Genomic DNA, 25,432 nt, shown 5'->3' with positions numbered 1-25,432 from the left:
CCGGCCCGGCCGTACACGGACCCCGCCAAGACCCCGCCCGGCCCGGCCCCCGGCCTGGAAGGATGGGTTCATGCGCGCGGCCCGCCTCCTTTCCCTCGTCCTCCTGCTGCAAAATCGGGGCAGGCTGACGGCCGGTGAGCTCGCCGAGGAGCTGAACGTCTCGGTCCGGACGATCTACCGGGACATCGATTCGCTGGGCGGCGCGGGCATTCCGGTCTACGGGGACGCCGGGCACGGCGGCGGGTACCAGCTGCTCGACGGCTACCGGACCCGGCTCACCGGACTGCACGCCGACGAGGCGGAGTCGCTGTTCCTGGCGGGGCTGCCGGGCGCCGCGGACGACCTGGGGCTGGGGGAGGTGCTGGCGGCGGCACAGCTGAAACTGACCGCGGCGCTGCCGGCACCGCTGCGGGACCGCGCCGGCCGGATCCGCGAGCGGTTCCACCTCGACGCCCTCGGCTGGTACCGGGAACAGGACTCCCCGCCCGCACTCACGGCGCTCGCCGACGCGGTGTGGAACCAGCGGCGGATCCGCGTGCGCTACCGCCGCTGGGCCGAGCCGCAGGAGGTCGAGCGCGAACTCGCGCCCTACGGCCTGGTCCTCAAGGCGGGCGTCTGGTACCTCGTCGCCGCGGTGGACGACACCGTACGGACGTACCGGGTGTCCTCGATCCTCGCGCTGGACGTCGGGGAGACCGGCTTCGAGCGCCCGGCGGGATTCGACCTGGCCGCCCACTGGCAGGACTACCTCGCTGTCTACGACGCCCGCAGGCTGCGGCTCCAGGCCCTGGTCCGGATCGCTCCCGCGCTCCTGTCCGCGCTGCCGGACCGTCTGGACGCCGCACTGGTCCGTGCCGTCGAAGCTTCTGCGGGGCCGCCCGGGGAAGACGGGTGGGTGACGGCGACGGTGCCGCTGGAATCGGTCGCGCTGGCAAAACCCGCACTGCTGTCGCTCGGTCCCGACATCGAAGTGCTCGCCCCCGAGGAGCTGCGCCGCGCAATGGCGGAGACGGCGGCGGCCGTGCTCGACCGGTACCGGCCGGCGGGCGCGTCGGGGCGGACGGACGCAGAGGGGCGGGCGGTCGGAGAGGGTCGGACGGACGCAGAGGATCGGACGGGCCCACCGGGCCGGGCGGATGCAGCGAGCCCCGCGGGCGCCGGCTGACCGTCGGCACAGAGGCTTGCTGCGCACCGGACCCGGGCGCACCGGACCCGGGTGCAGCGGACCGGGTGCAGCGGACCGGGTGCAGCAGACCGGGTGCAGCAGACCGGGTGCAGCGGACCGGGTGCAGCAGAGCAGACCTCAAGGCCGCCGCCCCCCGCTCCGGCAGCGTGTGTGACTATTCCGTGTGCCGCCCTGGGGGGAACCGGAGCGGCGAGGATCAGCGGCTCCGGGGGGATCAACGGTGGGCACGGGTACGGGCGACGGGGCTTCGGAGTCCGACGAGAAGTGGGAACAGTTCCTCCGGGACTCCGTCAACGGCGTGCCCGACGCGCCCAAGGAGCCCTCCGCGCGGGCCCGGCAGGTGACGCGGCGGCTGCGGGAGGAGCCGGGGCAGGCCGTGCCCTGGCGGGCGTACTCCCCCGCCGCACCACGGCGGCGGCTGAGGGCCTGGCACGTCGTTGTGCTCGTGGCCTCCCTCGCACTGCTGGGAGCGGCCCTGTGGCCCGGGGCCCTGGCCGGACGGTTCGGCGTCGGGGACAGCGGGCAGGCCGCGACGGGCAGTGAACCGTCCGCCGGGTCCCGGCACGACCCCACGCCCCGGGACGGGACCCTCGAGGACCCCTTCCGCGGCTCCCCCGCCGCCCTGTGGGCCGACGGTGCGGCCGGGATTCCCCTTCCCGCGGCCAGAGCCACGGGCTGGATGAGCGCCGCGCAGGTGGAGCAGGCCCTCGCCCGTACCCGGGACTTCCTCGTCGGGTCCAATCTGGCGGCGGACGTACTGCGCGGGGAGCGGCCCGGCAAGGCCATCGCGCTGATCAATCCGCGGCAGCAGGACATGACGCGCTTCCTGGACCGCGCGTTCCGCAAGCCGGACGCGGAACACGACCCGCTGCTGCTCTTCAGCCGGTTCGACGCATCGAAGACCCGGCTGGTCGGGGACGTCGTGAAGGTGCGCGGGACGATGACGTTCCGGGAGGGTGAGCGCGGCGCGCTGGAGGTGGCGACCGATGTCAGTTACGTCTATCCGGTCGTCCGGCCCGCCCCCGGCAGCCGGGACGTCGTGCGGACCGTCGTCCGGCGCGCGGTCGTGGCCAGTTCGGACGATCCCGCGAGGGTGCGGACCGAGCCGGGGACCTTCTCCCTCGTCTCGTACAAGGTCCACATGACCAACGCCGGGTGCGGAACCGACCTCACGGGCTACTTCGCGCCCGAGTTCGGGCCGCGCGCCCCGGGTGAGGGGCCGTCCGTCGACCCGTACGACCGGAGCCGGGCCCTCACCGGGGGCGGCACGGACGAGAAGTGCGGGACGGCGACCCGGTCGTAGGGCCGCGCAGGGCTGGGAGGCGGCCGCGGGCCCGTCCTCCCGGCCGCACCCCGCCCGTGGTCCCGTTCCCAACAAACCCTTGTGCGGTGGCAGTTCAGCCGGTAGACCGCTGCGTACAGATTGATCTTCCGCAGCCCTTCCCGGAGGTACGCACATCCATGGCCGCACGTATACCGAGACCCGTGCTCGTCGCCACCGCCGCGCTCGCCGGTGCCGCGCTGATCGTCCCCGCCACCGGAGCGCAGGCCGCTCCCGGACCGAAGGACCGCAAGGGCCCGCAGCACGAACGGGCCGAGGCCGAGCGGGAGTTGAGGGGTCCGGCCGCGCGGACCGGGGAAGTGGCCGCGGAGCGGGCCCTCGGGGACGCCGGGGTCCGGCACGGGAGCCGTGCCGACGGTTTCCCCCGGCACACCCGGCTGACGGAGCCCGTGCCCGACCCGGCGGACAAGTCGATCAAGCTGGGGCTGACCCCGTACCACGCGATCGCGCCGAAGCTGAATCAGCTCCAGAGGCAGAGCGACCGGGTCAGCGTCGAGCTGGCCGGGAAGTCGGCCGGCGGGCACGATCTGTATCTGGTGACGGTGACCGCGCCCGAGAGCCGGCGGGAGGCCGGACGGCAGGAGAGGATGCGGGAACTGATCGAGAACTCCCCCGCCCGCGCCGCCAAGGACCGTGAGATCAAGGCGGACTACAAGACGCCGCTGTTCGTCAACAACAACATCCACGGCAATGAGTGGGAGGGGACGGACGCCTCCCTGAAGCTCATCTCCGAGCTGGCGTCCGCGAAGGACGCGAAGACGCGCAAGGTGCTGGAGGAGAACCGGCTGTACTTCAATGTCACGGCGAATCCGGACGGCCGGATAGCGGGCACCCGGGCCAATTCCAACGGCTTCGACATCAACCGTGACTTCATCACCGCCACCCAGCCCGAGGCCCGTGCCATCCGGCAGATCGCCATCGACAAGCAGCCCGCCGTCATGCTCGACATCCACGGCTATGTGAACGGCACGCTGATCGAGCCCACCACTCCCCCGCACGGCGAGAACTACGAGTACGACCTCTTCCTGAAGAACTCGTACGCGAACGCGCTGGGCATGGAAGCCGCCGTCAACGGGCTCGGGTACACGCCCGCCAAGGACGGTGTCGATCCCGTGGTCATTCCCTTCCGGGACCAGCAGGAGGGATGGGACGACTGGCCGCCCGTCTTCACCCCGCAGTACATGCCCTTCCAGGGCGCGGTCGCCACGCACACCATCGAAATACCCCTGCAGGTCAACAACGCGGCCTACAACACCCAGCCGGTGGCGGAACTGCGGCGCAGGGCGGCGGTCAACACCGACATCGCCGGCGCCACCATCAAGGCGGCCATCGACTACACCGCGACCCACCGCACCTCGGTGATCGCCGATCAGATCGAGACGTTCCGGCGCGGTGCGGCGGGGGCCGCGCAGGTGCCCGTCTCCGAGGAGACCGTGCCGGGTGTTCCCGGCATCGGGCCCGAGGACGTCTACACGACCAGGTTCCCGCGTGCGTACGTCATCCCGGCGGGCGGCGGGCAGCGCTCCGAGGTGGCGGCCGGGCGGCTGGTCGACCACCTCGTGGCCAATGACGTGAAGGTCGAGCGCGCCCTGCGCGGTTTCCGGCTCGGCGGGAAGAGCTACCCGGCGGGGTCGTACGTCGTCGACATGAAGCAGCCCAAGCGCGGTCTCGCGAACGTGATCCTGGCCGACGGGCGGGACATCAGCCCCGATGTCTCCGCGATGTACGACATCTCCGGGTGGAGCCTCGGCCTGCTGTGGGGTGCGAGCGTCGACCGGGTCGAGAAGGGGACCCTCGACGTGCCGGGCCGTACCGTGCACGCCGCCTCCGCAGGCGGATACGTCGCCCCCCGGGGCGACCTGCGGCTGCGTCTGGACGACCCCAAGGAGGTCGCCGCGCTCAACTCGCTCCTCGCGGACGGGGTGACAGTGCGGCGGGCCGCCGACGGAACCGCCGTGGTGCCGGGGTCGGCGCGGTGGAAGGCCGTCCGGCTGGCGGACCGGCTGGGGGTCGCGTTCCACGCGACGCACGCCCGGGGTCTCGCGCCGATCGCGCGGACCCGCGTGGCGGCCGCCGTCCTGCCCGGCGAGCTGTTCGCGCTGCGGGAGATGGGCTTCGACGTGACTCCGGTGTCGACCGCCGTGCTCAACGCGGGCTTCGACTGGACGAAGGCCGACACCCTGTACGTGTCCGCCGATCTCGCGTACGGAAAGCTGAACGCCGCCGCGAAGGCGGGTCTTGACGCGTTCCTGAAGGAGCACGGGGTCGTCGGGCTCGGGGAGGCGGGGGCGAAGCTGAACGCCGACGCGAAGCTGCTCGCCGCCACCGCCGTACCGGGCAACGGCGACGCCAACGGTGTGGTGCGGGTCGACAACGCGGCGGACAGTGCGGTGACGGCCGGGGCTCCCGCGCACACCTTCGTCTTCTCGCCGATGTGGTTCACCGGACTCGGCAAGGGCGTCCGCGCCGACCAGTCGTACGGCGCGGCGGGCGCCAACCCGCTGGTGTCCGGTCACTGGCGCGCGGGCGAGGACGGCAGGGGCGGACCGAAGGACGCGGCGGGACAGGCGGCCGTCGTCAGCGGAACCTCCGCACAGGGCGCCGAAGTGGTGCTCTTCGGTACGCAGCCGCTGTTCCGGGCGCACCCGAAGGGCGCGTTCGCACAGGTCGCACGGGCCCTGTACGTCACCGGCGGATGAAAGGGAGCGCAGGTCCGGAATAGCGGGCGGCGACGATCACTTGACCCCGTACAGACAGACACACACATCGGGGAGTTGATCCGCATGAGCGGGATCGAAGTCAAGGGGACCGTCGCCGCAGGCTACGAGGACGTGCGCGAGGAGTTCGCCGCCGTGCTCGACAACCCCGACGAGGGGCCGGACCACTCCGCCCAGCTCGCCGCCCATGTGCGCGGCGAGCTGGTCGTGGACCTGTGGGGCGGCCCGCACATGGAGGCCGACTCCCTGACTCCGGTCTACTCGTCGACCAAGGGCGCCGCCCACCTGGTGGTGGCGCTGCTGGTGCAGGACGGGATGCTCGCCCTGGACCGCACCGTCGCCTCGTACTGGCCGGAGTTCGGAGTGCACGGCAAGGACCGGCTGACGCTGCGGGAACTGCTCGCGCACCGCGCGGGAGTGGTGGGCGCGGACACCGGGTTCAGTGCGGCCGAGGTGATCGACGACCGGCTGATGGCGCAGCGGCTGGCCGGGCAGCGGCCGTACTGGCGGCCCGGCAGCGCCTTCGGCTACCACGCGTACGCCATCGCCGCGCTGACCGGTGAGGTGGTGCGGCGGGTCACGGGACGGACGATCCAGGAGTGGTACGAGGAGCGGGTGCGGGCGCCGTTCGGCCTGGACTTCTACCTGGGCGAGCCCGACGAGGTCACCCCGCGCTTCCTGGACACGCTGCCGATGACGCCGACCCCGGCGCAGCAGGCCGAGCAGGCGGCCAACCCGGTCGGCGCACACAGCCTCGGCGGCATCGCCTTCAACCTGAACGGCAAGGAGCCCACCGACCTGGTGGCCACGGCGAACTCGGTCGCGAGCCGCAAGGCGTCGCCCGCGTCCTACGGCGGGATCGGGTCCGCGCGCGGTCTGGCCGGGATGTACCTGGCGGTTCTCGGCGGCGGCCCGGACGGCGCCGAGCCGCTGCTGAGCGCGGACACCCTGGCGGAGTTCGGGCAGGTCCACTCCGAAGGCATCGACCTGGCCGGCGGGCAGCGGGGCGTGTTCGGCCTTGGCTTCCAGGCGTTCTCCGAGGAGAAGTACCCGGTGCTCGGGCACGGTTCGATCGGCCACAGCGGCGCGGCGGGCTCGGTCGCCTTCGCCGACCCGCGCAACCGGATCGCATACGGCTACAACCGGCGGCGCTTCGCCTACCCGGGCGGCGCGGCCCCGGAGAACGTGCAGCTGATACGGGCACTGGTCCGCGCGGCGACCGCCTGATCCGCCACGACGGGCCGGTGCGCGCGGCGATTGCCTGACCGGCCACGCCGGGGCCGGTGCGCGCGGCGTCGGCCCGGCCTGCTGCGGACCGGCACTGCGAGGCGTCGGCCCGGCCAGCCACGCCCGCCACGTCCCGGCCGGTGCGTGCGGCGGGCGCCCGGCACGGCAAAGGGGGCCGCCCCGGATCACTCCGGGGCGGCCCCTGTGCTTGCGTACCGCCGGCTCGGCGATGCCCGACGGATCAGGCGACGGAGAGCTCGACCTTGATGTTGCCACGGGTGGCGCTGGAGTACGGGCACACCTGGTGCGCCTTCTCCACCAGGGACTTGGCGGTGGCCTCGTCGACGTTCGGGATGGAGGCCGAGATGGCGACCTCCAGGCCGAAGCCGCCTTCCTCGTTCTGGCCTATGCCGACCTGGGCGGTCACGGTGGAGCCGGAGATGTCGACCTTCTCCTTGCGGGCGACGACACCGAGCGCACCCTGGAAGCAGGCGCTGTAACCGGCGGCGAAGAGCTGCTCCGGGTTGGTTCCGGCGCCGCTGCCGCCCATCTCCTTCGGCGGGTTGACGACCACGTCGAGCTTGCCGTCGTCGGATGCGACGCGGCCGTCCCTGCCGTTCTCGGCGGTGGCGACAGCGGTGTACTTGACGTCGATCTTCTGGATGGTCATACGGGGAAATCCTCCTGCTTGGTTCGCCGCGACTCGCGCCCACGGATCGCGGCGGCTTCTGGCGAGCCTATCGGTTCGCCTGTCCGGTCAGGAGCCCAGCGAAACGATCATCTTTCCGGTGTTCGCGCCGCGCAGCATGCCGAGGAAGGCGTCGACGTTGTTCTCCAGGCCCTCGACGACGGTCTCGGAGTACTTGAGCTCACCGGAGCGGATCCAGCCGGAGACCTCCTCGACGAACTGCTTCTGCAGGTGCGCGTGGTCGCTGACCAGGATGCCCGTCAGTCGCAGCCGCTTGCCGATGATCTGCATCATGTTGCGGGGGCCGGGGGTGGCCTCGGTGTCGTTGTAGCCGGAGATCGCCCCGCAGAGGGTGGCGCGGCCGTGCAGGTGGAGCGCGGAGATCGCGGCTTCCAGGTGCTCGCCGCCGACGTTGTCGAAGTAGACGTCGATGCCGTCGGGAGCGGCCTCGCGCAGCTGCTCGGCGACCGGGGCCTCGTCCTTGTAGTTGAACGCGGCGTCGAAGCCGTACTCCTCGGTGAGCAGCTTGATCTTGTCCGCGGAGCCGGCCGAGCCGACCACCCGGGACGCGCCCTTGATCTTGGCCATCTGGCCGACCTGGCTGCCGACGGCACCGGCGGCACCGGAGACGAAGACCGCGTCGCCGGGCTTGAACGAGGCCACCTCGAACAGGCCCGCGTAAGCGGTGAGGCCCGGCATGCCGAGGACGCCGAGGTAGGTGGAGAGGGGGGCGAGCTCGGCGCTGACCTTGGTGGCGAAGTCGGCCTTCAGGTCGGCGATGTCGCGCCAGCCGAGGTCGTGCAGCACGTGGTCGCCGACGGCGAAGCGCTCGTCGTTCGAGGCGATGACCTCGCCGACCGCGCCGCCGGTCATCGGCTTGCCGAGCTCAAAAGCGGGAACGTACGACTTCACGTCGTTCATCCGGCCGCGCATGTAGGGGTCGACAGAGAGGTGCAGGTTGCGGACCAGGATCCGGCCCTCGGAGGGCTCGGTCACCGGGAACTCGACCAGTGCGAAGTCTTCCGGCACGGGCCAGCCGTTCGGACGGCGGACGAGGTGCCAGGCGTGGCCGGTGGTGGGGAGAGTGGTCATGGTGATGCGGCCTCCGGATCGACGGACCTGAAACTTTATGATCTGGAAGAACCCTGCACCTCAATGATTGAGATTGTCAAGTAAGTGAGGTGGATCATGGTGCGTGCCGGAGCCGGAACCGGCAGTGGTGGCGACGGTGGCAGTGGTGCGTTCGGGCCGCGGGACTTCCAGCTCGTGCTGCTGCGCCGGATGGCCGACCACCAGCCGGAGCTGGTGCAGGACGCCCGGATCTCGATGGGCGTCTCGGCCGCCGGGATGCGCGAGGCGAACCGGCGCTGGCAGGCCATGGTGCGCGCGCCCCGGGCCCGCGACGCGGCGGCCCGCTACCGCTCCGTGCTCGGGGCGCCGGAGACGGTGCTGCGACGCAGGATCGGCGACCTGGAGTGCGAGGCGCTGCTGTGGCGGCTGCCGCTCTGGCCGGAACTGCGGTTCGAGGCGATGTGCGGACCCGACGGGCGCGTGTGGAACGAGTGGCTGGTGCGGGCACCCGGCTCCCCGGGCCCCGTCCTGCGCACGGCGGACGATCTCGTGCCGTGGTCGGCGACCGTGGACGAGGTGGCGCGGGCGTTCCCACCGGTACGGATGAGGGACGCGGGCACTCCGCAGCGCGCGCATCTGGAGGTGACGCTGCCGGGCGGAGAGCAGCGGGTGGCGGAATTCGCCTGGGGGCTGCTGCAACGGCTGCTTCCGGCGGGCGGCGGACCGTGCACCGACGCTTCGTGACCCGGCTTTCTGGCACTGCGTCAGCTCGCCTACCCCGTGCGGCTCAGCCCAGCGCGCGCCCGGGGCGGGCCGACCGCACGATGCGTCTATGACCGTCAGTCTTGAGCAGTTGCGCCGTTGCCATGTCGCCGTCGATCTGGGGGCCGCCAGGACCCGCGTGTTCGTGAAGGGGCTCGGTCTCGTGGTCGACGAGCCGAGCTGTGCCGCCGTCAACACCCGTACCGGAGCACTCATCGCGGTCGGCGCGTTCGCGGAGCAGATGACGGGCCGTACGCCCGACTACATCAGGGTGGTGCGCCCCGTGTCCGGCGGCACCGTCGTCGACATCGAGATGGCCCAGCGCATGCTGCGCCAGTTGCTCGGCGACAAGCTCCGCCGCCAGTTGCGCCGCAAGCCCCGGCTGCGGGCCGCCGCCAGCACCCCGCACGACGCCGACCCGCTCGCCCAGCGCGCCACCGTGGAGACCCTGGTGGGGATCGGGGCCCGCCGGGTGGAGCTGGTGGACACCCTCATCGCTGCGGCGGTCGGCTGCGGGCTGCCCGTCGAGCAGCCGTCCGCCTCGATGATCATGGTGTGCGGGGCGGCCACCACCCAGATCTCGGTCCTCTCCCTCGGTTCGATCGTCGCCGCCGAACGGATCCCGGTCGGCGGCAACGCCATCGATCACGCCGTCGTCCAGCACCTGCGCCAGGCGCACGAGCTGATGCTGCCCTCGCAGTCGGTACGCCCGCTCCAGCTCGCGCTCAGCGGCACGGGACTGGCGACGGGCGGCCCGGCCTCCACCGAGATCCACGGCCGGGACGTGGCCACAGGGCTGGCCCGCACGGTGCTGGTGGACACCGCCGCCGTACGGCGCGCCATCCACACCCCGCTGACCGCGGTACTCGACGGAATTGGCCGGATCCTGCGGGTCTGCCCGCCCGACCTGGTGGCCGACCTGGCCGACTGCGGGATCATGATGGTCGGCGGCAGTGCCCTGCTGCCGGGCCTGGACCAGATGCTGCGCGACTCGACGGGCATGTCCGTGCGGATCGCGGAGCGGCCGGACGTCTGCGCGGTGCTCGGGCTCGGGGCGATGCTGGAGGGAAAGATCGAACCGATGGCACTGGCCCCGCTGACCGCGACCGACTGAGCGCCGCCGGTCGCGGAGGGCAGGGGCACCGGCCCCGAGGGGGCGCCCCCGGCCCGCGGGCGCCCCCGGCCCGTGCGGCGCCGGGCCGAGGAAGGACTGCGAGACCCGATGCACGACGAGGGACACACCGCCCCCGGCCTTCCCCTGCTGCTCGACGCGGTCCTCAGCGTCGGCACGGACCTCGAACTGCGCGGCACCCTCCAGCACCTGGTGGACTCGGCGACCGAACTGACCGGCGCGCGGTACGGGGCGCTGGGCGTGGTCGACGCGGAGCGCACCCGGATCACCGAGCTGTACACCGCCGGACTCGACGAGGCGGCCCGGCGGCGGATCGCCCGGCTGCCGGACGGGCACAGCGGGCTGCTCGGCATCCTGGTGCAGGAGCCGCGCCCGCTGCTCGTACCGCAGATCGCCGCGGACGTCCGGTCGTGCGGCTTCCCGCCGGGGCATCCCGCGATGAATTCCTTCGTCGGGGTCCCCGTACGGGTGGACACCAAGGTCTTCGGCAACCTCTATCTGACGGACAAGCGCGACGGCAGCTCCTTCACCCCGGACGACCTGTCGCTGCTGCGGGTGCTCGCCGCGCAGGCCGGCATCGCGATCGGCAACGCCCGGCTGTACGAGACGGCCCGGCTGCGCGAGCGCTGGATCGAGGGGGCCGCCGCCGTCACCACGGCACTGCTGCACGGCGGGACGGCGGGCGACGCGCTGTCGACCGTCGCCGAGAAGGCCAGGTCGCTGGCCGGGGCGGCGGCCGGGATCGTGCTCCAGCCGATGGAGTCCGGCGGGATGGAGATCGTCGCCGCGGCCACCGTGCCCGGTGACGACGAGTCCGACTTCCTGGGCGTGGCGATCGCCCCCGGCAGTGCGGTACTGGAACAACTCCTGGGCGGCGAGCCGGTGTTCGTGGACGACTCCGCCACCGACGAGCGGATGACGACGTCCGTGCGCTCGCGGTTCGGACCGAGCATGCTGCTGCCGCTGCAGAGCGGCGGCAAACTCATCGGCACGCTCGCGCTGCCCAGGCGGCGCGGTGCGATCCCGTACACGGCGGCGGAACGGCTGCTCGCCTCGCAGTTCGCCTCGCAGGCGGCGCTGGCAATGGTGCTGGCCGACGGCCGCGAGGCCCGGGAGCGGCTCGCCGTCTTCGAGGACCGGGACCGCATCGCGCGCGATCTGCACGATCTGGTGGTGCAGCGGCTGTTCGCGACGGAGATGATGCTGGAGTCGACCCGGCGGCGGGCACAGGCCGCGGGCGGGGGCAGGACGGTGGACAAGGCCGCCGGGGCGGGTGAGGCCATGGACGACCTGCTGGGGCGGGCGGTCGACGAGCTGGATTCGACGATCCAGGAGGTACGGACCGCGATCTTCGCCCTGCAGCAGCCGCCCGCGGACGCCCCGACGACGGTGCGCGGCAAGGTGCTCCGGGAGACCGCCGGGGCCGGCACCCTCCTCGGCTTCACGCCCTCGGTCCACTTCGAGGGGGCGGTCGATGCGCTGGTCGGACCCCCCGTGGACAAACAGCTGGTGGCCGCCCTGCGCGGGGCGCTGGCCGCGGCCCACCGACGGGCCGGGGTCACCTCGGTACGGGTACGGGTCGACGCGACGGCCGCCCTGGGGGACGGCCGGCAGGGGGTACGGCTGACGGTGTGGGACGACGGCGTGGCGGAGGGCCCGGACGCGGAGAGCGCGGCAGGGACGGAGGGCGGGGCGGAGCCCGGGGCCGGGGCCGGGCCTGGGGCTGGGCCTGGGACCGGCACCGGCACCGGCACCGGCACCGGCACGACGGTGACCTGGCAGGCACCGCTGTGAGGACTTGAGGAGCGGCGAGGCCCGCTGCCTCCCGCTCCTCAGCCCTCAGCCCTCAGCCCTTCAAGCCCCTCCGCTCGTCCGGAGTCCGTACACCCGGTCGGCCACTCCCCCGAAGACCCCTTCCCGTTCGGCAGCGGAGAGCGGGGACATCAGCTCCCGCGCCACCGCCAGCACCTCCCCGTACGACGAGGCCAGCCTGCACACCGGCCAGTCCGAGCCATACATCAGCCGTCCGGGGCCGAAGGCGTCGAGCACTGTCCGCGCGTACGGGCGCAGGCCCGCGACCGTCCAGTGCCGCCAGTGGGCCTCGACGACCATTCCGGACAGCTTGCAGACCGTGTTGGGCAGGGCGGCCAGGGCGCGGACCGCCGTGGCCCAGGGCTCCAGGGCGCCGGAGGCGATCGGGGGCTTGCCCAGGTGGTCGAGCACGAAGGTGAGTCCCGGGTGGGCCGCGGCGGCCTCGGCCGCGGCGGGGAGCTGGGAGGGGGTGATGACCAGGTCGTAGGCCAGACCCGCGTCGGCGACCGCGGCCAGTCCCCGGCGCACCTCGGGCCGCAGCAGCCACCGGGGGTCGCTCTCGCCCTGGACCTGGTGACGGATGCCGACCAGACGGGTGCCGCCCGGCAGAGCCCGGAGCCCGGCGATCCGGTCGGCGACGCCGGGGGCGGTGAGATCGGTCCAGCCGACGACCCCCGCGATCAGCTCGTGGGCGCCGGCGAGCGCCAGCAGTTCCGGGGTCTCCTCGGCGACGGTGACCGTCTGGACGAGAACGGAAGCCGTGACGCCCGCCGCGGCCGCCTCCGCCGCCAGCTCCCCGACGAGGAAGTCCCGCCGGAGGGGGGCGAGACGGGGCCCGGTGATCCAGTCCTGGTCCCGCACCGAAAGGTCCCAGAGGTGGTGGTGGGAGTCCACCACCCGGGGCAGCCCGGACAGCTCCGCGGGTGTCGTCGCCGCGTCCCCGCCGGGCCCCCCGCCTGGCGTCTCCGCGTTCATGCGGCCTCTCCCCCGTCCTGCGGCCCGTCCTCCAGCAGGCCCTCGGCCCGCAGCGCGTCCCACAGTTCTTCCGGTACGTCGACGGCGAGCACGGCCGCCGCGTCCGCCGCCTCGGCCGCCGACCGCATGCCGACGAGCACGCTCGCCACGGCCGCGTACCGGAAGGGGAACTGCACGGCGGCCGCCCGCAGCGGCACCCCGTGCTCCTCGGCCACGGCCCTGATGCGCAGGGCGCGGCCGAGGAGGTCGACGGAGGCGGCCCGGTAGTCGAAGGTGGCGCCGGGACGCGGGTCGGCGAGCAGACCGGAGTTGAAGACTCCGCCGACCACGACGGAGCGGCCCCGCCTCGCCGCCTCCGGGAGGAGGGAGCGGGCGGCCCGCTGGTCGAGCAGGGTCAGCCGGCCCGCGCACAGCAGGACGTCGGCGTCGGTCTCGCGCAGGAACCTTTCCAGTGGTGCGACGCGGTTCATGCCGGCGCCGATGGCCCCGATGACGCCCTCGGCGCGCAGCCGCTCCAGGGCCGGGTAGGCCTCGCGCAGGGCCTGTTCGCCGCCGTCGCCGCACTCGTCGGGGTCGTGCAGGTAGACGATGTCGACGCGGTCGAGGCCGAGCCGTTCCAGGCTGGCTTCGAGGCTGCGGCGCACCCCGTCCGCGCTGAAGTCCCACACCCGGCGGTGCGTCACCGGGACGGCGAATCCGCAGTCCGTGCCGCCGGGGGCGGTGCCCGCGTGGGCAGGGGTGCCGGTGGGTTCGAGGAGGCGGCCGACCTTGGTGGACAGGGTGTACGTGTCCCGGGGGCGGCCGCGCAGCGCTTCGCCGAGCCGCCGCTCGGAGAGGCCGAGCCCGTAGTGGGGGGCGGTGTCGAAGTAGCGGACCCCGTGGTTCCAGGCGGTCTCGACGGCGGTGTGGGACTCCTCGTCGGTGACGGCGGTGAAGAGGTTGCCCAGGGTCGCCGCGCCGAAGCCGAGCGCGCTGACCGGCACGCTCCCGGCACGCGCCCCGGTTCCCACGGTCGCGGGCCGCCCGGCGCAGGTCCCGGCACCGGTGTCCCGGGCCGCCGCTCCGGGGACTGCCGGCCGTTTCCCCCGTGCCCCGGCCACTACTGCCCCTCCGGGCGCAGCCGCAGGCCCTGCATGCCGCCGTCCACGGCCAGCGAGGTGCCGGTGACCGAGGCGGCGGCAGGGCTCGCCAGGTAGACGATGGCCGCGGCCACCTCGGGGGCGCTGACCAGCCGGCCCATCGGCTGACGGGCGTGGAGCGCGGCCCTCTCCGCCTGCGGGTCGTCGGCGGCGGCGAGCAGCCGGCCGACCCACGGGGTGTCGGCGGTGCCCGGGTTGACGCAGTTGACGCGGATGCCCTCGCGGACGTGGTCGGCGGCCATGGCGAGCGTCAGCGACAGCACGGCGCCCTTGCTGGCGCTGTAGAGGGCACGCTGCGGGAGGCCCGCGGTGGCGGCGATGGAGCAGGTGTTGACGACCGACGCGTGCGCGGAGGCGCGCAGGGCGGGCAGGGCGGCGCGGGTCACCCGCACCATCCCCAGCACGTTCACGTCCAGTACCCGGTGCCACTGGGCGTCGTCGTTGTCCTCGACGGTGCCCGCCGCGCCGATGCCCGCGTTGTTGACGAGGATGTCGAGGCCGCCGAGCGCTTCCACCGCCCCGGCGACGCCCGCCCGTACCGAGGGGTCGTGGGAGACGTCCGCCGAGATGCCGAGCAGCGGGTCGCCGGCGCCCGAGGGGTCGAGGTCCAGTACGGCGACCTGCGCGCCGCGCTCCGCGAGGAGGTGCGCCGTGGCCAGGCCGATGCCGGAGGCACCGCCCGTGACCAAGGCCTTCAGCCCGGCCAGTTCGCTCATACGGCAGCCTCCTCGGGTGTGCCGCCCGCGTCGCGGGCACGGTCCGCGGCCCAGAACAGGCCGTCCGGATAGGTGAATTCGGCGATCGACGCGGGGTGCATGGCCGCCGAGAAGCCGGGGGTGCCGGGGGCGGTGTAGTGGCCGTCGCGCATCACCACCGGGGTTTCGAAGTGGTCGTGCAGATGGTCGACGTACTCGATGACGCGGTCCTCGGTGGTGCCGCTGAGGGCCACGTAGTCGAACATCGAGAGGTGCTGGACGAGTTCGCACAGGCCGACCCCGCCGGCGTGCGGGCAGACCGGCACGCCGAACGCGGCGGCGAGGAGCAGGATCGCCAGGTTCTCGTTGACGCCGCCGACGCGTGCCGCGTCGATCTGCAGCACATCGATCGCTCCGGCCTGGAGGAGCTGTTTGAAGACGATGCGGTTCTGGACGTGCTCGCCGGTCGCCACCTTGATGGCGGGGCCGACGGCCGCCCGGATCGCGGCGTGGCCGAGGACGTCGTCGGGGCTGGTGGGCTCCTCGATCCAGTACGGGTCGAAGGCGCCCAGCGCGCGGGTCCACTCGACGGCCTCGTCGACGTTCCACCGCTGGTTGGCGTCGATGGCGATGCGGATGTCCGGGCCGACGGCGGCGCGGGCCGCCCGCATCCGCCGTACGTCGTCGGCGAGATCCGCGCCCACCTTCAGCTTGATCTGGGTGAACCCGTCGGCGACCGCCTGCTGGGCGAGCCGGGTCAGCTTCTCGTCGGAGTAGCCGAGCCAGCCGGGCGAGGTGGTGTAGCCGGGGTATCCGCGCTCACGCAGTCTCGCCTCCCGTTCCGCGGCCCCCTGCTTGCCCGTACGGAGCAGCTGGAGGGCGTCGGCGGGGCTGAGGACGTCGGCGATGTAGCGGAAGTCGACCTGCTGGACGAGCCATTCGGGCTCGGCGTCGGCGAGGAGTTTCCAGAGCGGCTTGCCGGCCCGCTTGGCGGCGAGATCCCAGGCAGCGTTGACGGCCGCCCCGATCGCCATGTGCATCACGCCCTTCTCGGGCCCGAGCCAGCGGAGCTGGCTGTCCCCGGTCAGGGCGCGCCCCAAGGTGGCGGGATCGGCGCACAGTTCGTCCACCGACCGGCCGATCAGGTACGGCTTCAGGGCGTCGATGGCGGCGACCTGGACGTCGTTGCCGCGCCCGATGGTGAAGGTGAAGCCGTGGCCCTCGATGCCGTCGCCCGCGTCGGTGCGCAGGACGAGGTAGGCGGCCGAGTAGTCCGGGTCGGGGTTCATCGCGTCCGAGCCGTCGAGCTCGCGCGAGGTGGGGAAGCGGATGTCGTAGGTGACGACGTCCCTGATGACGGCGCCGGCGGGGGACGCGGCGGTGGTGCTCACGGCGGATCTGGTCACGTGGCTGGGCCTTTCACGCCTGGGCGAGGGCCTGGCGTCTCTCACGCCTGGCGAAGGTATGGGAACTGGTCACGCCTGGGCGAACGCCTGGGACTGCTCACGCCTGGGCGAACGTCTGGCGCTGGCTGCCGAGGCCGTCGATGGACAGCTCCACGGTGTCGCCGACGCGCAGATAGGGGTTTCCGGGCAGTCCCAGGGCGACTCCGGCCGGCGTTCCCGTGTTGATGAGGTCGCCGGGTTCGAGCACCATGTAGCGGCTCAGGTAGGCGATGACCTCGGCGACCTGGAAGATCATGTTGCGGGTGGTGCCGTCCTGCCGCCGTACGCCGTTGACGTCGAGCCGCAGCCGCAGGTCCTGCGGGTCGGCGATCTCGTCGGCGGTGACGAGCCAGGGGCCGAGCGGGTTGAAGGTCTCGCAGGACTTGCCGAGGTCCCACTGCGGCGAGAGCTCGAGCTGGAACTCGCGCTCGGAGACGTCGTGGCTGACCGCGTACCCGCCGATGCAGTCGAGCGCCTCCTTGGGCCCGTCCAGGTAGCGGGCCCGGCCGCCGATGACGACGCCGAGCTCCACCTCCCAGTCGGTCCGCTCGGAGTTCCGCGGGATCAGCACCTCGTCGTACGGCCCGACGACGGTCCCTGGGTCCTTCATGAACACCACCGGCCTCGGCGGTACGGCGGCCCCGGTCTCCTCGGCGTGGTCCCGGTAGTTGAGCCCGATGCAGACCACCTTGCCCGGGCGGGCGACGGGCGCCCCGACGCGCAGGTCGCCGGCGCCGTCGAGCAGGGGCAGCTCACCCGCCCCGTACGCCTCCCGCACGCGGGCCACGCCGCCGCCGGCGAGGAAGGGCCCGTCGATGTCGGGGGTGAGGGCGGACAGGTCGTACACCTGCCCGTCGTCCGCGAGCAACGCGGGCCGCTCGCTTCCCGCCTCGCCAAGTCGCTGCAGTTTCACGTCCGTCGACACCACTTTCCAGTCAGCTGCACAAAGAGGGACAAGGGAGCGGCCCGGCTCAGTCCTGGGCCCGGCCGGTCGTCACCCGGGCGATCATCAGCGCGATCAGGATGATCGCCCCGTAGATCGCGTCGATCCAGAACGAGGGCACCTGGGCAAGGGTCAGCAGGTTCTTCACGACCCCGAGCAGCAGCACACCGGTCAGCGCGCCGAACATGCTGCCCTTGCCGCCGTCCAGGCTGATGCCGCCGATCACGGCCGCCGCGAACACGGTGAAGATCATGTTCTGGCCCTGGTTGGCGTTGATCGCGCCGACGTACCCGGTCTGCATGAGCCCGCCCAGCGCCGCCAGGGCGCCCGCGGTGACGAACACCCCGAGCATCACCCGCTCGACCCGGATGCCGGCCGCCCGCGCCGCCGCCGGGTTGCCGCCGATCGCGTACAGCGCCCGGCCCACCCGGTGGTACTTCAGTACGAACCCGGCGATGCCGAAGGAGACGGCGGCCACCCACACGGACAGCGGGATGCCGAGGAAGGTGGTGGTGGCCAGCGCGAAGAAGGCGTCGGGCATGCCGAAGAGCGTCTTGCCCTCGGTCGCGCCGACCAGCAGTCCGCGCAGCACGATGAGCATCGCGAGCGTGACGATGAAGGCGTTGAGCTTCAGCTTCACGACGAGCACGCCGTTGCACGCCCCGATCAGCGCGCCGACCAGCAGCATCGCCAGGATGCCGACGCCCACCGGCAGTTCGGTGCCGAAGCCGGCCTGGAGGGCGGGCAGCACCAGCAGGGCGCCGACCGCGGGCGCGACGCCGACCACCGATTCCAGCGACAGGTCGAACTTGCCGGTGATGAGCACCAGCGACTCCGCCAGCACCACCATGGCGAGGGCGGCCGAGGCGCCCAGGACGGAGATGATGTTGCCCTGGGTGAAGAAGGTGTCGTTGGTGAGCGCTCCGACCACCACCAGCACCACCAGCGCGGGGACGAGGGCGAGTTCGCGGGCCCGGCTGAGCAGCGGGGACTTCTTCCGCCGCGCGGGAGGGGCGCCCGGGTTCTGCTTGCCGAGCCGCGGCCCGGCCGCCTGCGGGGCTGTCGTCTCAGCCACGGTCTACTCCTTCGATGGATGCGATCAGCTCGTGGTCGTTCCAGCCGGCCGCGTGGTCCGCGACGACGCGCCCGTGGAAGAGGACCAGCACCCGGTCGCAGCGCCGCAGATCGTCGAGCTCGTCGGACACGACGAGTACCGCCGTGCCGTCCTCGCGCGCACTGTCCATGCGGGCGAGCAGGGATTCCTTGGACTTCACGTCCACGCCCGCTGTCGGGTTGATGAGGACGAGCAGTCGCGGGTCCAGGGCGAGCGCCCTGGCCATCACGACCTTCTGGGCGTTGCCGCCGGACAGATCGCAGACGCTCTGGTGGGGACCTTCGGCGTGGATGCCGAGGCGGCGGATCAGTTCCTCGCCGAGGGCCCGCTTCTTCTCCGCGGCGACGAACCCGTACGGGCCGAGGCTGCCGAGCACGCTCATCGTGGCGTTGTCGCCGATGCTCATGCCGGGGACCAGGCCCTGCTCGTGCCGGTCGCGCGGCACACAGCCGACCCCCGCCGCGAGCGCCGCGGGCACGTCCCCGAAGGGCAGCCTGCGGCCGTCGAGCCAGGCGGTGCCCCGCTCGGGCGTGTACAGCCCGGCCAGGCTCTCGGCCAGTTCGATCTTGCCGCTGCCGCTGGTCCCGGCCAGCCCGACGACCTCGCCTTCGCGCACCGTGAGTTCGATGCCGTGGTACGCGGCGGAGGACAGTCCGGTCACTTCCAGCCGGATCGCCGCCGTCGCGGGTACGCCGGGCCTGGTGGCGCTCACGGCGGCGGTGACCGTCTCGCCCGCCATGGCCTCCACCAGGGCGGCGCGCGGGAGTTCGGCGACCGGTGCGGTGGTGATCCAGCGGGCGTCGCGCAGCACGGTGACCGTCTGGCACACCTCGTACACCTCCTGGAGGTGGTGCGAGATGAACAGGAAGGTCACCCCGGACTCCTGGAGGGCCCGCATCCGGGTGAAGAGGCGCTCGATCTCCTTGTTGTCGAGCTGGGCGGTCGGCTCGTCGAGGACGATGAACCGCGCTCCGAAGGACAGGGCGCGGGCGATCTCCACCATCTGCCGGTCCTCGACCCTGAGTTCCGAGGTCCGGGCGTCCGGGTCGACCCGCACGTCCCAGGTGTCGAGCAGTACGGCGGCGTCCGCCCGCAGCTTCTTCCAGTCGATCATCCCGCCGAAGCGGGTGGGCTGGCGGTGGATGAACAGGTTCTCCGCGACGGACAGGTCGGGCACCACGGTCGGCTTCTGGTACACGCAGGCGACCTTGCGCCGCCAGGCGTCCCGGTCCGAGAGAGGAGGGGCGTTTGTGCCGTCGAAGCGGACCGTGCCCGCGTCCGGGGCCTGGAGCCCGGTGAGGACGGTGACCAGGGTGGACTTGCCCGCCCCGTTGCGTCCCACCAGGGCGTGCGACTCGCCCGGCAGCACGGTGAGCCTGCCGTCCTGGAGCGCGGTGGTGGGGCCGTACCGCTTGGTGATCCCGGACGCCTCGACCAGCGGTCGCGCCGGGGCGTCGGTTCGGGTCGAGGTGCTCACTTGGCGGCGTTGCCCCACAGCTTGGGGTCGTCCACGTTCTCCTTGGTGACCAGCGGTGCGGGCAGCTGGTCCTCCAGCAGGCCGCTGGGGTGCTTGACGATGGTGGAGCCGTGGTCGGTGGGCCCCTCCTTGAAGGTCTCGCCGGCCATCGCCTTCTTGATGTAGTACATGCCGTACTTGGCGTAGGTGTCGGCGGGCTGGGAGACCGTCGCGTCGATGTCGCCCTTCCTGATGGCGTCCAGCTCCAGCTTGATGCCGTCGTTGGAGACGATCGCGATGTGCGCGGGGTCGCCGGCCGGCTTGAGCAGGTTCTTGGTCTTCAGCGTCTGCAGGGTGGGGGCGAGATACACGCCGCCCGCCTGCATGTAGATGCCCTTGATGTCGGGGTGGTCGTTGAGGAGGGTGTCCAGCTTGGACGCGGCCGTGTCCGACTCCCACTTCGCGGGGATCTCCAGGACCTGCAGGCCGGGGAACTTCTTCTTGGCGCAGCTGCGGAACGCCTCGGAGCGCTCGCGGCCGTTCACCGAGGCGAGGTCGCCCATGATCTGGACGACCTTGCCGGTCTTGACCTTGGAGCCGAGGAACTCGCAGGCCTTCTGGCCGTACGCGACGTTGTCGGCGCGCACGATCATGGCGACCTTGCCCTTTTCGGGGGCCACGTCGACGGCGACCACGGGGACGCCCTTGCGTTCGGCCTGGTCGAGCCCGGCGGCTATCGCCGCGCTGTCGAGGGGCGCGACCACGATGCCTTTCACGCCCTGGTTGAGCTGGTTGTTGATGTCGGTGATCTGCTGGGCGGGGTCGCTGTTGGAGTTGACCGTCTTCAGTGCCTCGACGCCCTCCTCCTTCGCCATCTTCGGCACGTAGTCGTTGTACGACTGCCAGAACGGCGAGGTCAGCAGAGGCAGGATCACGCCGACCTTGCCCTCGCCGCCGGCCGCCCCAGAGGCTCCGCCCTTGGTGCTGCCGCACGCGGTGAGTGCCAGGGCGGCGCCTGCCGCGAGGGCCGCCAGGACCGTCGTACGTACCTTCGCCCTGTTGCCCGCTGTGCTGCCGGTCATCTGACGGCTCCTCGTCGAAACGGAATGCTGGGGGGGCGGCCGGGGTCTGTCTCCGGAGGTCCGGCAACAGAGGTCCGGCAGCGGCGGCGCCTCGTCAAGAGCCCGTCGCCCGGGGTCTGTTGGCCGGCTGCCGCCGCCCGGTGGTCCCCATCAGGCCGCGCCGAATATTTATCAGACCTCTTGGGGCCTTCAACACCCCTCGGAGCCGTATTTCCCGGGAAAGTGACCACATTGGTCCGATGACTCGGCCTTGACGCCCGGTTAGAATCGCCGCCAACACCCCACGCCCGGAGGGACCCACATGGCCGTCAGCAGCCCCGAGAGCAGCTCCGCGCGCGACCCGGGCCCCGTCCCCGAGGCCGAGACCGACCCCGGCCCCGTACCCGCGGCCAGGACCGGCCCCGGTCCCGCCCCCGAACTCACCGCTGCCGCCGCCAAGGAGACGGTGACCCATCGCGCGATCGAGGCGGTCAAGGCCATGATCACGAGCGGTCGGCTGACCTCGGGCCAACGCCTGCCCACCGAGCGCGACCTGGCGGTGCGGCTCGGCATCTCGCGCAGCTCGATGCGCGAGGCGATCCGCGCCCTCACGGTCCTGGGCGTCCTGGAATCGCGGCACGGCTCCGGTGTCTACGTCACCAACCTCGACGCGGTCGACCTCCTCGACACCTTCGGCGTGGTCGCCGAAATCTCGCCGACCTCACGCCTGGTGGAGTTCCTGGAGGTACGGCGCATCCTGGAGTCCTCCGCCGCCGCGCTTGCGGCTGCCCGTATCGACTCCTCGCAACTCGCTTCCCTCTCCGCCCAGTTGGACGCCATGAACGGCACCGACGACCCGGAGGAGTTCCTCGCCGCCGACATGGCGTTCCACCGCACGGTCGCCCAGGCGGCCGGGAACGAGGCACTGGCCGCGATCGTGGAGGGCCTCTCGTCGCGCACCTTCCGGGCCAGGGTGCGCCGGGGCCTCCAGGACGCGGGCGCGTTCGCGCAGACCCGCGAGGAGCACCGCCGGATCTACCGCGCCCTTCTCGACAGGGACCCGGAGGCGGCGCGCGTGGCAGCGGCGGCGCACGTCTCGACGGTGGAGGAGTGGCTGCGGGGGCAGCTGGGCGACTGAGAGCACACCTCGGGCGGGCCGCCGGACAGCCGCTCGTACTACGCCGTGGCCACGGCGTAGTCCCGTACGGCAATGCCTGCGAACAGGTCGGCGCCGGCGCTCATGCGGACATGCTGGGGACGCCGTCGGCCGGGAGGGGCCCGCCCGCCCCCACCGCGTCGCGCGCCGCGTCCGGTGACAGCGCGGCCCCCCGGGCGAAGGCAGCCTCGTAGCGCTCCGCCGAACCCGTCCCCGTACGGCATCCGGATTCGATCCGTACGACGTCCGCGCGCTCCGCCACCGGGAGCGGTGCGCCCGCCGAGGTGCGGGCGGCCGAGGCCGCGCCCAGCAGCAGTGCGGCGTCCGCGTACCTGCCGCACAGGGTGTGTGCCCCGGCCAGGCCCTCCAGGGCGAGGGCGAGCGCGCGGGGGTCGCCGGTCGTCCGGGCCGTGGCGTAGCTCTGCTCGTGCAGGGCGCGCGCGTCCGCGGCCTCCCCGCGCAGCTCGGCGACGAAGCCCAGCTCGGCGAGGACCAGGGCGTTCCCCCCGTCCCTGCCGACCGCGCGGTGCCAGTCCAGGACGCGGCGCAGGTGGCGCTCCGCGGTGTCGAGGTCGCCGGCGCGGCGTGCGACCAGACCGAGGCCGAGCACCGCGTTGATCTCGCCCGCCTCGAAGCCGTGCGCGGCGGCCAGCCTGCGGGCTTCCTCGTGGAGGTCGGCGGCCCGGGCGAGGTCGCCGGTGAGGAGGGCGACACGGCCCAGGCCGCTCAGGAGCTCGGCGGCCTGGGTGGCGAGGCCGAGGCGGCGGGCGGTGCCCAGGGCGGTGTGCTGGAGGCGGGCGGCGCGGGCGTAGTCGCCGTGCACCTCGGCGAGGGTGGCGAGGGTGTGCACGGTCCACAGCCCGGCGCCGCTGTCGCCCAGTCGGCGGAAGAGCTCGTCGCTCGCCGCGGCGTCCTCGCCCGCCCGGCCGAGGTCGCCCCGCACGAGGCGCTGGACGGAACGGTCGGCGAGCGCGGCGGCCGCACCCCAGTCGTCGCCCAGTTCACGAAAACAGCCGAGGGCGCTCGTGGTGAGGGCTTCGCCGAGCGTGATGTCTCCGGTGCCGCAGAGCGAGTGGGCCAGGAACCAGCGGGCCCGCGCCTCCCCGTGCGGCTCGTCCAGCCCTTCGTACGCCCGGAGCGCGGCCGTGATCCGCTCCGGGTGGCCGGCGCTGTCGCCGGAGAGGATGTCGATGCCGACCCGCCAGGCGCCGACACCGGCGCGCAGTGCGGCGCACTCCTCGCCGCCGCCCGGTACCGCCAGCGCGTCGGCGAGCGCGCGTCTGCCTTCGGCGGGCCGGCCGCGCAGTACCCACGACCAGGCGAGGGCGGCGACCAGGCGCAGGGCGGCGCGGGAGTCGCGGGACCGTATCGAGGTGTCCAGTGCGCTGCGGAAGTTGGCACTCTCGGCAGTGAGCCGCTCCAGCCACTGCTGTGTCTCGGGTCCGCAGAGGCGGGGCGCCGCCTCCTCGGCGAGCGCGGTGTAGTGGGCGAGGTGGCGGGCCCGTACCCCGGCCTCCTCCCCCGCCTCGGCCAGCCGCTCCGCGCTGTACGCGGCGACGGATTCCAGCAGCCGGTAGCGGGGCCCGCCGTCCGCACCCACGGCGGGGACGACCAGCGAGCGGTCCACCAGCCGGGCCAGCAGGTCGAGCACGTCCTCGCGGGCGACGCGTGTGCCTCCGTCCGCGGCTCCGTCCGCACAGATCTCGTCGGCGGCCACGTCTGTGCGGCCGTCCGCACAGACCTCCTCGGCGGCCACGTCCGTCCCGCCATCCCCACAGACCTCCTCGGCGGCTTCCGCAGTACAGCCGTCGGCGTGGACGGCGAGGCGGCGCAGTACGGCGCGTTCGGGTCCGGTGAGGAGTTCCCAGCTCCAGTCGATCATCGCGCGCAGGGTCTGCTGGCGCGCGGGGGCTCCGCGCAGGCCGGCCGCGCCGAGCGCGCGGAAGCGGTCGTCGAGCCGGTCGAGGAGGCGGTGCACGCCGAGGGCGCGGACCCGGGTGGCGGCGAGTTCGAGGGCGAGCGGGATGCCGTCGAGACGGCGGCAGATCGCCTCCACCGCCGGGGTACTGGCGGCGTCGAGGGTCAGTCCGCTCGCACGGGCGGCGAACAGGGCGACGGCGTCCGGCAGGTTCAGCACGGGGACGCTGCGGACGTGTTCGCCGGGGACGGCGAGGGTTTCCTGGCTGGTGGCGAGGACGCGCAGGCCCGGCGCGGCGTGGAGCAGGTGTCCGGCGAGTGCGGCGACGGGCTCGATCAGGTGCTCGCAGTTGTCGAGGACCAGGAGCATGCGGCGGGGGCGCAGGGCTGCGGCGAGCAGCCCGGCCCCGGAGCCGGTGCGGGCGTCGGTGCCGCCGGTGCCGTCGTCGCGGATGCCGAGTACGGCGGCGACGGCGGCGGCCACCTCCACCACCCCGGCGCTGCCCGGCAGGGCGGCCAGTTCGGTGAGCCAGACCCCGTCGGGGAAGTCGGGGGTGACCCGCTCGCCGACGGCCACCGAGAGCCGGGTCTTGCCGACCCCGCCGGGCCCGGTGAGCGTCACCAGCCTTGTTGTGGTGAGGAGTTGGGCGATCGCGGCGACCTCCTCGTCCCTGCCGATGAGTCCGGTGAGCGGCGCGGGGAGGTTGCCGCGCGGGGCGGCGGGCGCGGGCGGCACGGTGGCGGCTGCCAGGCCCGGGTCCTGGGTGAGCACCGCCCGGTGGAGGGCGACGAGTTCCGGTCCGGGGTCCAGACCGAGGTCGTGGGCGAGGCGGGCGCGGAGGTCCTCGTACGCGGCGAGCGCCTCGCTCTGGCGGCCTGCCCGGTAGAGGGCCTTGAGCTGTACGGCACGCAGGCGTTCGCGCAGCGGGTACCGGTCGACGAGGTCCGCCAGCTCACCGGTCAGGGCCGCGTGCTCCCCGAGGGCGAGGCGGACCTCGGCCAGCTCCTCCGTCACGGCCAGCCGGTCCTCCTCCAGCCGGTTCGCCGTGGCGAGCACGAAGGGTTCGCCGGCGAAGTCGGCGAAGGCGTTGCCGCGCCACAGCTCCAGCGCACGGGTGAGGAGTGCGGCCTTCTCGCGGGGGTCGTCCTCGGTGCGCGCCCGGGCGGCGAGCTCCGCGAAGCGGTGCAGGTCCGTCGCGTCGTCGCACGGTGTCAGGGCGTACCCGGGCGGCCGGGACACCACCAGCTCCCGCGCTCCCGGCTCCGCCTCCTCCAGCACCCGGCGCAGCTGGGAGACCTTCGCCTGGAGGGCGCGCAGCGGCTGTCCCGGCTGCCGTCCCGGGCCATCGCCCCAGAGCGCGTCGATCAGCCGGTGGGTGGCGACGGGGCGGCCCGGGTCGACGAGCAGGGCGGCGAGGAGGGCCCTGACCTTGAGTTCGGGCACGCGGACGGGTGCTCCGCCGTCGGTCACCACCTGTACCGGGCCCAGCACCGCGAATCGCATGGCGCCACCGTAACGCGGGCCCAGGACAGCGCCGTAACAGTGTCCGAGCAGCATCCGAACAGCCCCGCCCCACAGTGGGGTTCACCAAGG

19 protein-coding genes are annotated in these 25,432 nt (G+C 73.1%); 8 read left to right on the top strand and 11 right to left on the bottom strand.

Going from position 1 to position 25,432, the window contains the following annotated elements; all coding sequences use genetic code 11:
* Positions 1 to 70: 70 nt before the first annotated feature.
* The 4 genes from ACFWVV_RS12785 (at position 71) to ACFWVV_RS12770 (ending at position 6,472) form a co-directional block, all read left to right on the top strand.
* Positions 71 to 1,165 carry a helix-turn-helix transcriptional regulator gene (locus ACFWVV_RS12785; protein ID WP_384341600.1) on the top strand — a complete coding sequence of 365 codons (1,095 nt, stop codon included), beginning with the start codon at positions 71 to 73 and terminating at the stop codon, positions 1,163 to 1,165.
* A gap of 241 nt (positions 1,166 to 1,406) precedes the next feature.
* Positions 1,407 to 2,489, top strand: coding sequence for a hypothetical protein (locus ACFWVV_RS12780; RefSeq protein ID WP_384341602.1), 1,083 nt, complete (start codon positions 1,407 to 1,409; stop codon positions 2,487 to 2,489).
* Positions 2,490 to 2,647: 158 nt separating this feature from the next.
* Positions 2,648 to 5,227 (top strand): M14 family zinc carboxypeptidase, encoded by a 2,580-nt coding sequence (locus ACFWVV_RS12775; RefSeq protein ID WP_384341604.1) that lies wholly within the window; start codon positions 2,648 to 2,650, stop codon positions 5,225 to 5,227.
* An 84-nt stretch (positions 5,228 to 5,311) separates the two neighbouring features.
* Positions 5,312 to 6,472, top strand: coding sequence for a serine hydrolase domain-containing protein (locus tag ACFWVV_RS12770; protein ID WP_384341606.1), 1,161 nt, complete (start codon positions 5,312 to 5,314; stop codon positions 6,470 to 6,472).
* Positions 6,473 to 6,713: 241 nt separating this feature from the next.
* Here ACFWVV_RS12770 and ACFWVV_RS12765 read toward each other — a convergent pair whose 3' ends face one another.
* The gene (locus ACFWVV_RS12765; protein ID WP_384341608.1) at positions 6,714 to 7,142 is read right to left on the bottom strand and encodes an organic hydroperoxide resistance protein; all 429 of its coding nucleotides are present in this window, start codon (positions 7,140 to 7,142) and stop codon (positions 6,714 to 6,716) included.
* An 87-nt stretch (positions 7,143 to 7,229) separates the two neighbouring features.
* Positions 7,230 to 8,252, bottom strand: a complete 1,023-nt coding sequence (locus tag ACFWVV_RS12760; RefSeq protein WP_384341610.1) for an NADP-dependent oxidoreductase — start codon at positions 8,250 to 8,252, stop codon at positions 7,230 to 7,232.
* A 96-nt stretch (positions 8,253 to 8,348) separates the two neighbouring features.
* On the opposite strand from ACFWVV_RS12760, the gene ACFWVV_RS12755 reads away from it, so the two are divergent.
* The 3 genes from ACFWVV_RS12755 to ACFWVV_RS12745 all read left to right on the top strand — a co-directional run bounded on the left by ACFWVV_RS12755 (position 8,349) and on the right by ACFWVV_RS12745 (position 11,919).
* On the top strand, positions 8,349 to 8,975 hold the full coding sequence (locus ACFWVV_RS12755; protein WP_384341612.1) for a hypothetical protein: 627 nt from the start codon (positions 8,349 to 8,351) through the stop codon (positions 8,973 to 8,975).
* A gap of 88 nt (positions 8,976 to 9,063) precedes the next feature.
* Positions 9,064 to 10,107: a rod shape-determining protein gene (locus tag ACFWVV_RS12750; RefSeq protein WP_384341614.1), complete on the top strand. Its 1,044-nt coding sequence runs from the start codon at positions 9,064 to 9,066 to the stop codon at positions 10,105 to 10,107.
* Between the two features lie 108 nt (positions 10,108 to 10,215).
* Positions 10,216 to 11,919, top strand: coding sequence for a GAF domain-containing protein (locus tag ACFWVV_RS12745; protein ID WP_384341616.1), 1,704 nt, complete (start codon positions 10,216 to 10,218; stop codon positions 11,917 to 11,919).
* Between the two features lie 60 nt (positions 11,920 to 11,979).
* Here the strand turns inward: ACFWVV_RS12745 and ACFWVV_RS12740 are convergent, their stop codons facing one another.
* From ACFWVV_RS12740 to ACFWVV_RS12705, 8 genes are all read right to left on the bottom strand, one after another.
* On the bottom strand, positions 11,980 to 12,912 hold the full coding sequence (locus ACFWVV_RS12740) for an amidohydrolase family protein (protein WP_384341618.1): 933 nt from the start codon (positions 12,910 to 12,912) through the stop codon (positions 11,980 to 11,982).
* The gene (locus ACFWVV_RS12735) at positions 12,909 to 13,922 is read right to left on the bottom strand and encodes an aldo/keto reductase (RefSeq protein ID WP_384341620.1); all 1,014 of its coding nucleotides are present in this window, start codon (positions 13,920 to 13,922) and stop codon (positions 12,909 to 12,911) included. The genes ACFWVV_RS12740 and ACFWVV_RS12735 overlap by 4 nt, the downstream gene beginning before the upstream one ends.
* 89 nt (positions 13,923 to 14,011) lie before the next feature.
* Entirely contained in the window at positions 14,012 to 14,767 is a 756-nt protein-coding gene (locus ACFWVV_RS12730; protein ID WP_384341622.1) for an SDR family NAD(P)-dependent oxidoreductase, read from the bottom strand.
* Positions 14,764 to 16,152: an enolase C-terminal domain-like protein gene (locus tag ACFWVV_RS12725; protein WP_384341624.1), complete on the bottom strand. Its 1,389-nt coding sequence runs from the start codon at positions 16,150 to 16,152 to the stop codon at positions 14,764 to 14,766. The genes ACFWVV_RS12730 and ACFWVV_RS12725 overlap by 4 nt, the downstream gene beginning before the upstream one ends.
* Positions 16,153 to 16,249: 97 nt before the next feature.
* The gene (locus ACFWVV_RS12720; protein ID WP_384341626.1) at positions 16,250 to 17,104 is read right to left on the bottom strand and encodes a fumarylacetoacetate hydrolase family protein; all 855 of its coding nucleotides are present in this window, start codon (positions 17,102 to 17,104) and stop codon (positions 16,250 to 16,252) included.
* A gap of 58 nt (positions 17,105 to 17,162) precedes the next feature.
* Complete coding sequence (locus ACFWVV_RS12715) at positions 17,163 to 18,209, bottom strand: ABC transporter permease (RefSeq protein WP_384341627.1); 1,047 nt, start codon at positions 18,207 to 18,209, stop codon at positions 17,163 to 17,165.
* Positions 18,202 to 19,725 carry a sugar ABC transporter ATP-binding protein gene (locus tag ACFWVV_RS12710; protein WP_384341629.1) on the bottom strand — a complete coding sequence of 508 codons (1,524 nt, stop codon included), beginning with the start codon at positions 19,723 to 19,725 and terminating at the stop codon, positions 18,202 to 18,204. Before ACFWVV_RS12710 ends, ACFWVV_RS12715 begins: the two co-directional genes overlap by 8 nt.
* Positions 19,722 to 20,786, bottom strand: coding sequence for a sugar ABC transporter substrate-binding protein (locus tag ACFWVV_RS12705; protein WP_384341630.1), 1,065 nt, complete (start codon positions 20,784 to 20,786; stop codon positions 19,722 to 19,724). The genes ACFWVV_RS12710 and ACFWVV_RS12705 overlap by 4 nt, the downstream gene beginning before the upstream one ends.
* A gap of 301 nt (positions 20,787 to 21,087) precedes the next feature.
* Between ACFWVV_RS12705 and ACFWVV_RS12700 the strand changes: the two genes are divergently transcribed.
* Positions 21,088 to 21,903 (top strand): FadR/GntR family transcriptional regulator, encoded by an 816-nt coding sequence (locus ACFWVV_RS12700; protein ID WP_384341632.1) that lies wholly within the window; start codon positions 21,088 to 21,090, stop codon positions 21,901 to 21,903.
* Positions 21,904 to 22,003: 100 nt separating this feature from the next.
* On the opposite strand, the gene ACFWVV_RS12695 is transcribed toward ACFWVV_RS12700, so the two are convergent.
* Entirely contained in the window at positions 22,004 to 25,342 is a 3,339-nt protein-coding gene (locus ACFWVV_RS12695; protein WP_384341634.1) for a BTAD domain-containing putative transcriptional regulator, read from the bottom strand.
* Between the last annotated feature and the right edge of the window lie 90 nt (positions 25,343 to 25,432).

Source organism: Streptomyces sp. NPDC058663, from assembly GCF_042716745.1.
GTDB lineage: Bacteria > Actinomycetota > Actinomycetes > Streptomycetales > Streptomycetaceae > Streptomyces.
The sequence above is the reverse complement of the archived record's forward strand: the minus strand, read 5'-3'. Positions and strand labels throughout refer to the sequence as shown.

What these genes read in the sequence shown, in the direction of transcription:
- ACFWVV_RS12785 (WP_384341600.1), top strand. Translation starts at nt 71, where the DNA reads ATGCGCGCGGCCCGCCTCCTTTCCCTCGTCCTCCTGCTGCAAAATCGG.
- ACFWVV_RS12775 (WP_384341604.1), top strand. Translation starts at nt 2,648, where the DNA reads ATGGCCGCACGTATACCGAGACCCGTGCTCGTCGCCACCGCCGCGCTC.
- ACFWVV_RS12770 (WP_384341606.1), top strand. Translation starts at nt 5,312, where the DNA reads ATGAGCGGGATCGAAGTCAAGGGGACCGTCGCCGCAGGCTACGAGGAC.
- ACFWVV_RS12765 (WP_384341608.1), bottom strand. Translation starts at nt 7,142, where the DNA reads ATGACCATCCAGAAGATCGACGTCAAGTACACCGCTGTCGCCACCGCC.
- ACFWVV_RS12760 (WP_384341610.1), bottom strand. Translation starts at nt 8,252, where the DNA reads ATGACCACTCTCCCCACCACCGGCCACGCCTGGCACCTCGTCCGCCGT.
- ACFWVV_RS12755 (WP_384341612.1), top strand. Translation starts at nt 8,349, where the DNA reads ATGGTGCGTGCCGGAGCCGGAACCGGCAGTGGTGGCGACGGTGGCAGT.
- ACFWVV_RS12750 (WP_384341614.1), top strand. Translation starts at nt 9,064, where the DNA reads ATGACCGTCAGTCTTGAGCAGTTGCGCCGTTGCCATGTCGCCGTCGAT.
- ACFWVV_RS12745 (WP_384341616.1), top strand. Translation starts at nt 10,216, where the DNA reads ATGCACGACGAGGGACACACCGCCCCCGGCCTTCCCCTGCTGCTCGAC.
- ACFWVV_RS12740 (WP_384341618.1), bottom strand. Translation starts at nt 12,912, where the DNA reads ATGAACGCGGAGACGCCAGGCGGGGGGCCCGGCGGGGACGCGGCGACG.
- ACFWVV_RS12730 (WP_384341622.1), bottom strand. Translation starts at nt 14,767, where the DNA reads ATGAGCGAACTGGCCGGGCTGAAGGCCTTGGTCACGGGCGGTGCCTCC.
- ACFWVV_RS12705 (WP_384341630.1), bottom strand. Translation starts at nt 20,786, where the DNA reads ATGACCGGCAGCACAGCGGGCAACAGGGCGAAGGTACGTACGACGGTC.
- ACFWVV_RS12700 (WP_384341632.1), top strand. Translation starts at nt 21,088, where the DNA reads ATGGCCGTCAGCAGCCCCGAGAGCAGCTCCGCGCGCGACCCGGGCCCC.
- ACFWVV_RS12695 (WP_384341634.1), bottom strand. Translation starts at nt 25,342, where the DNA reads ATGCGATTCGCGGTGCTGGGCCCGGTACAGGTGGTGACCGACGGCGGA.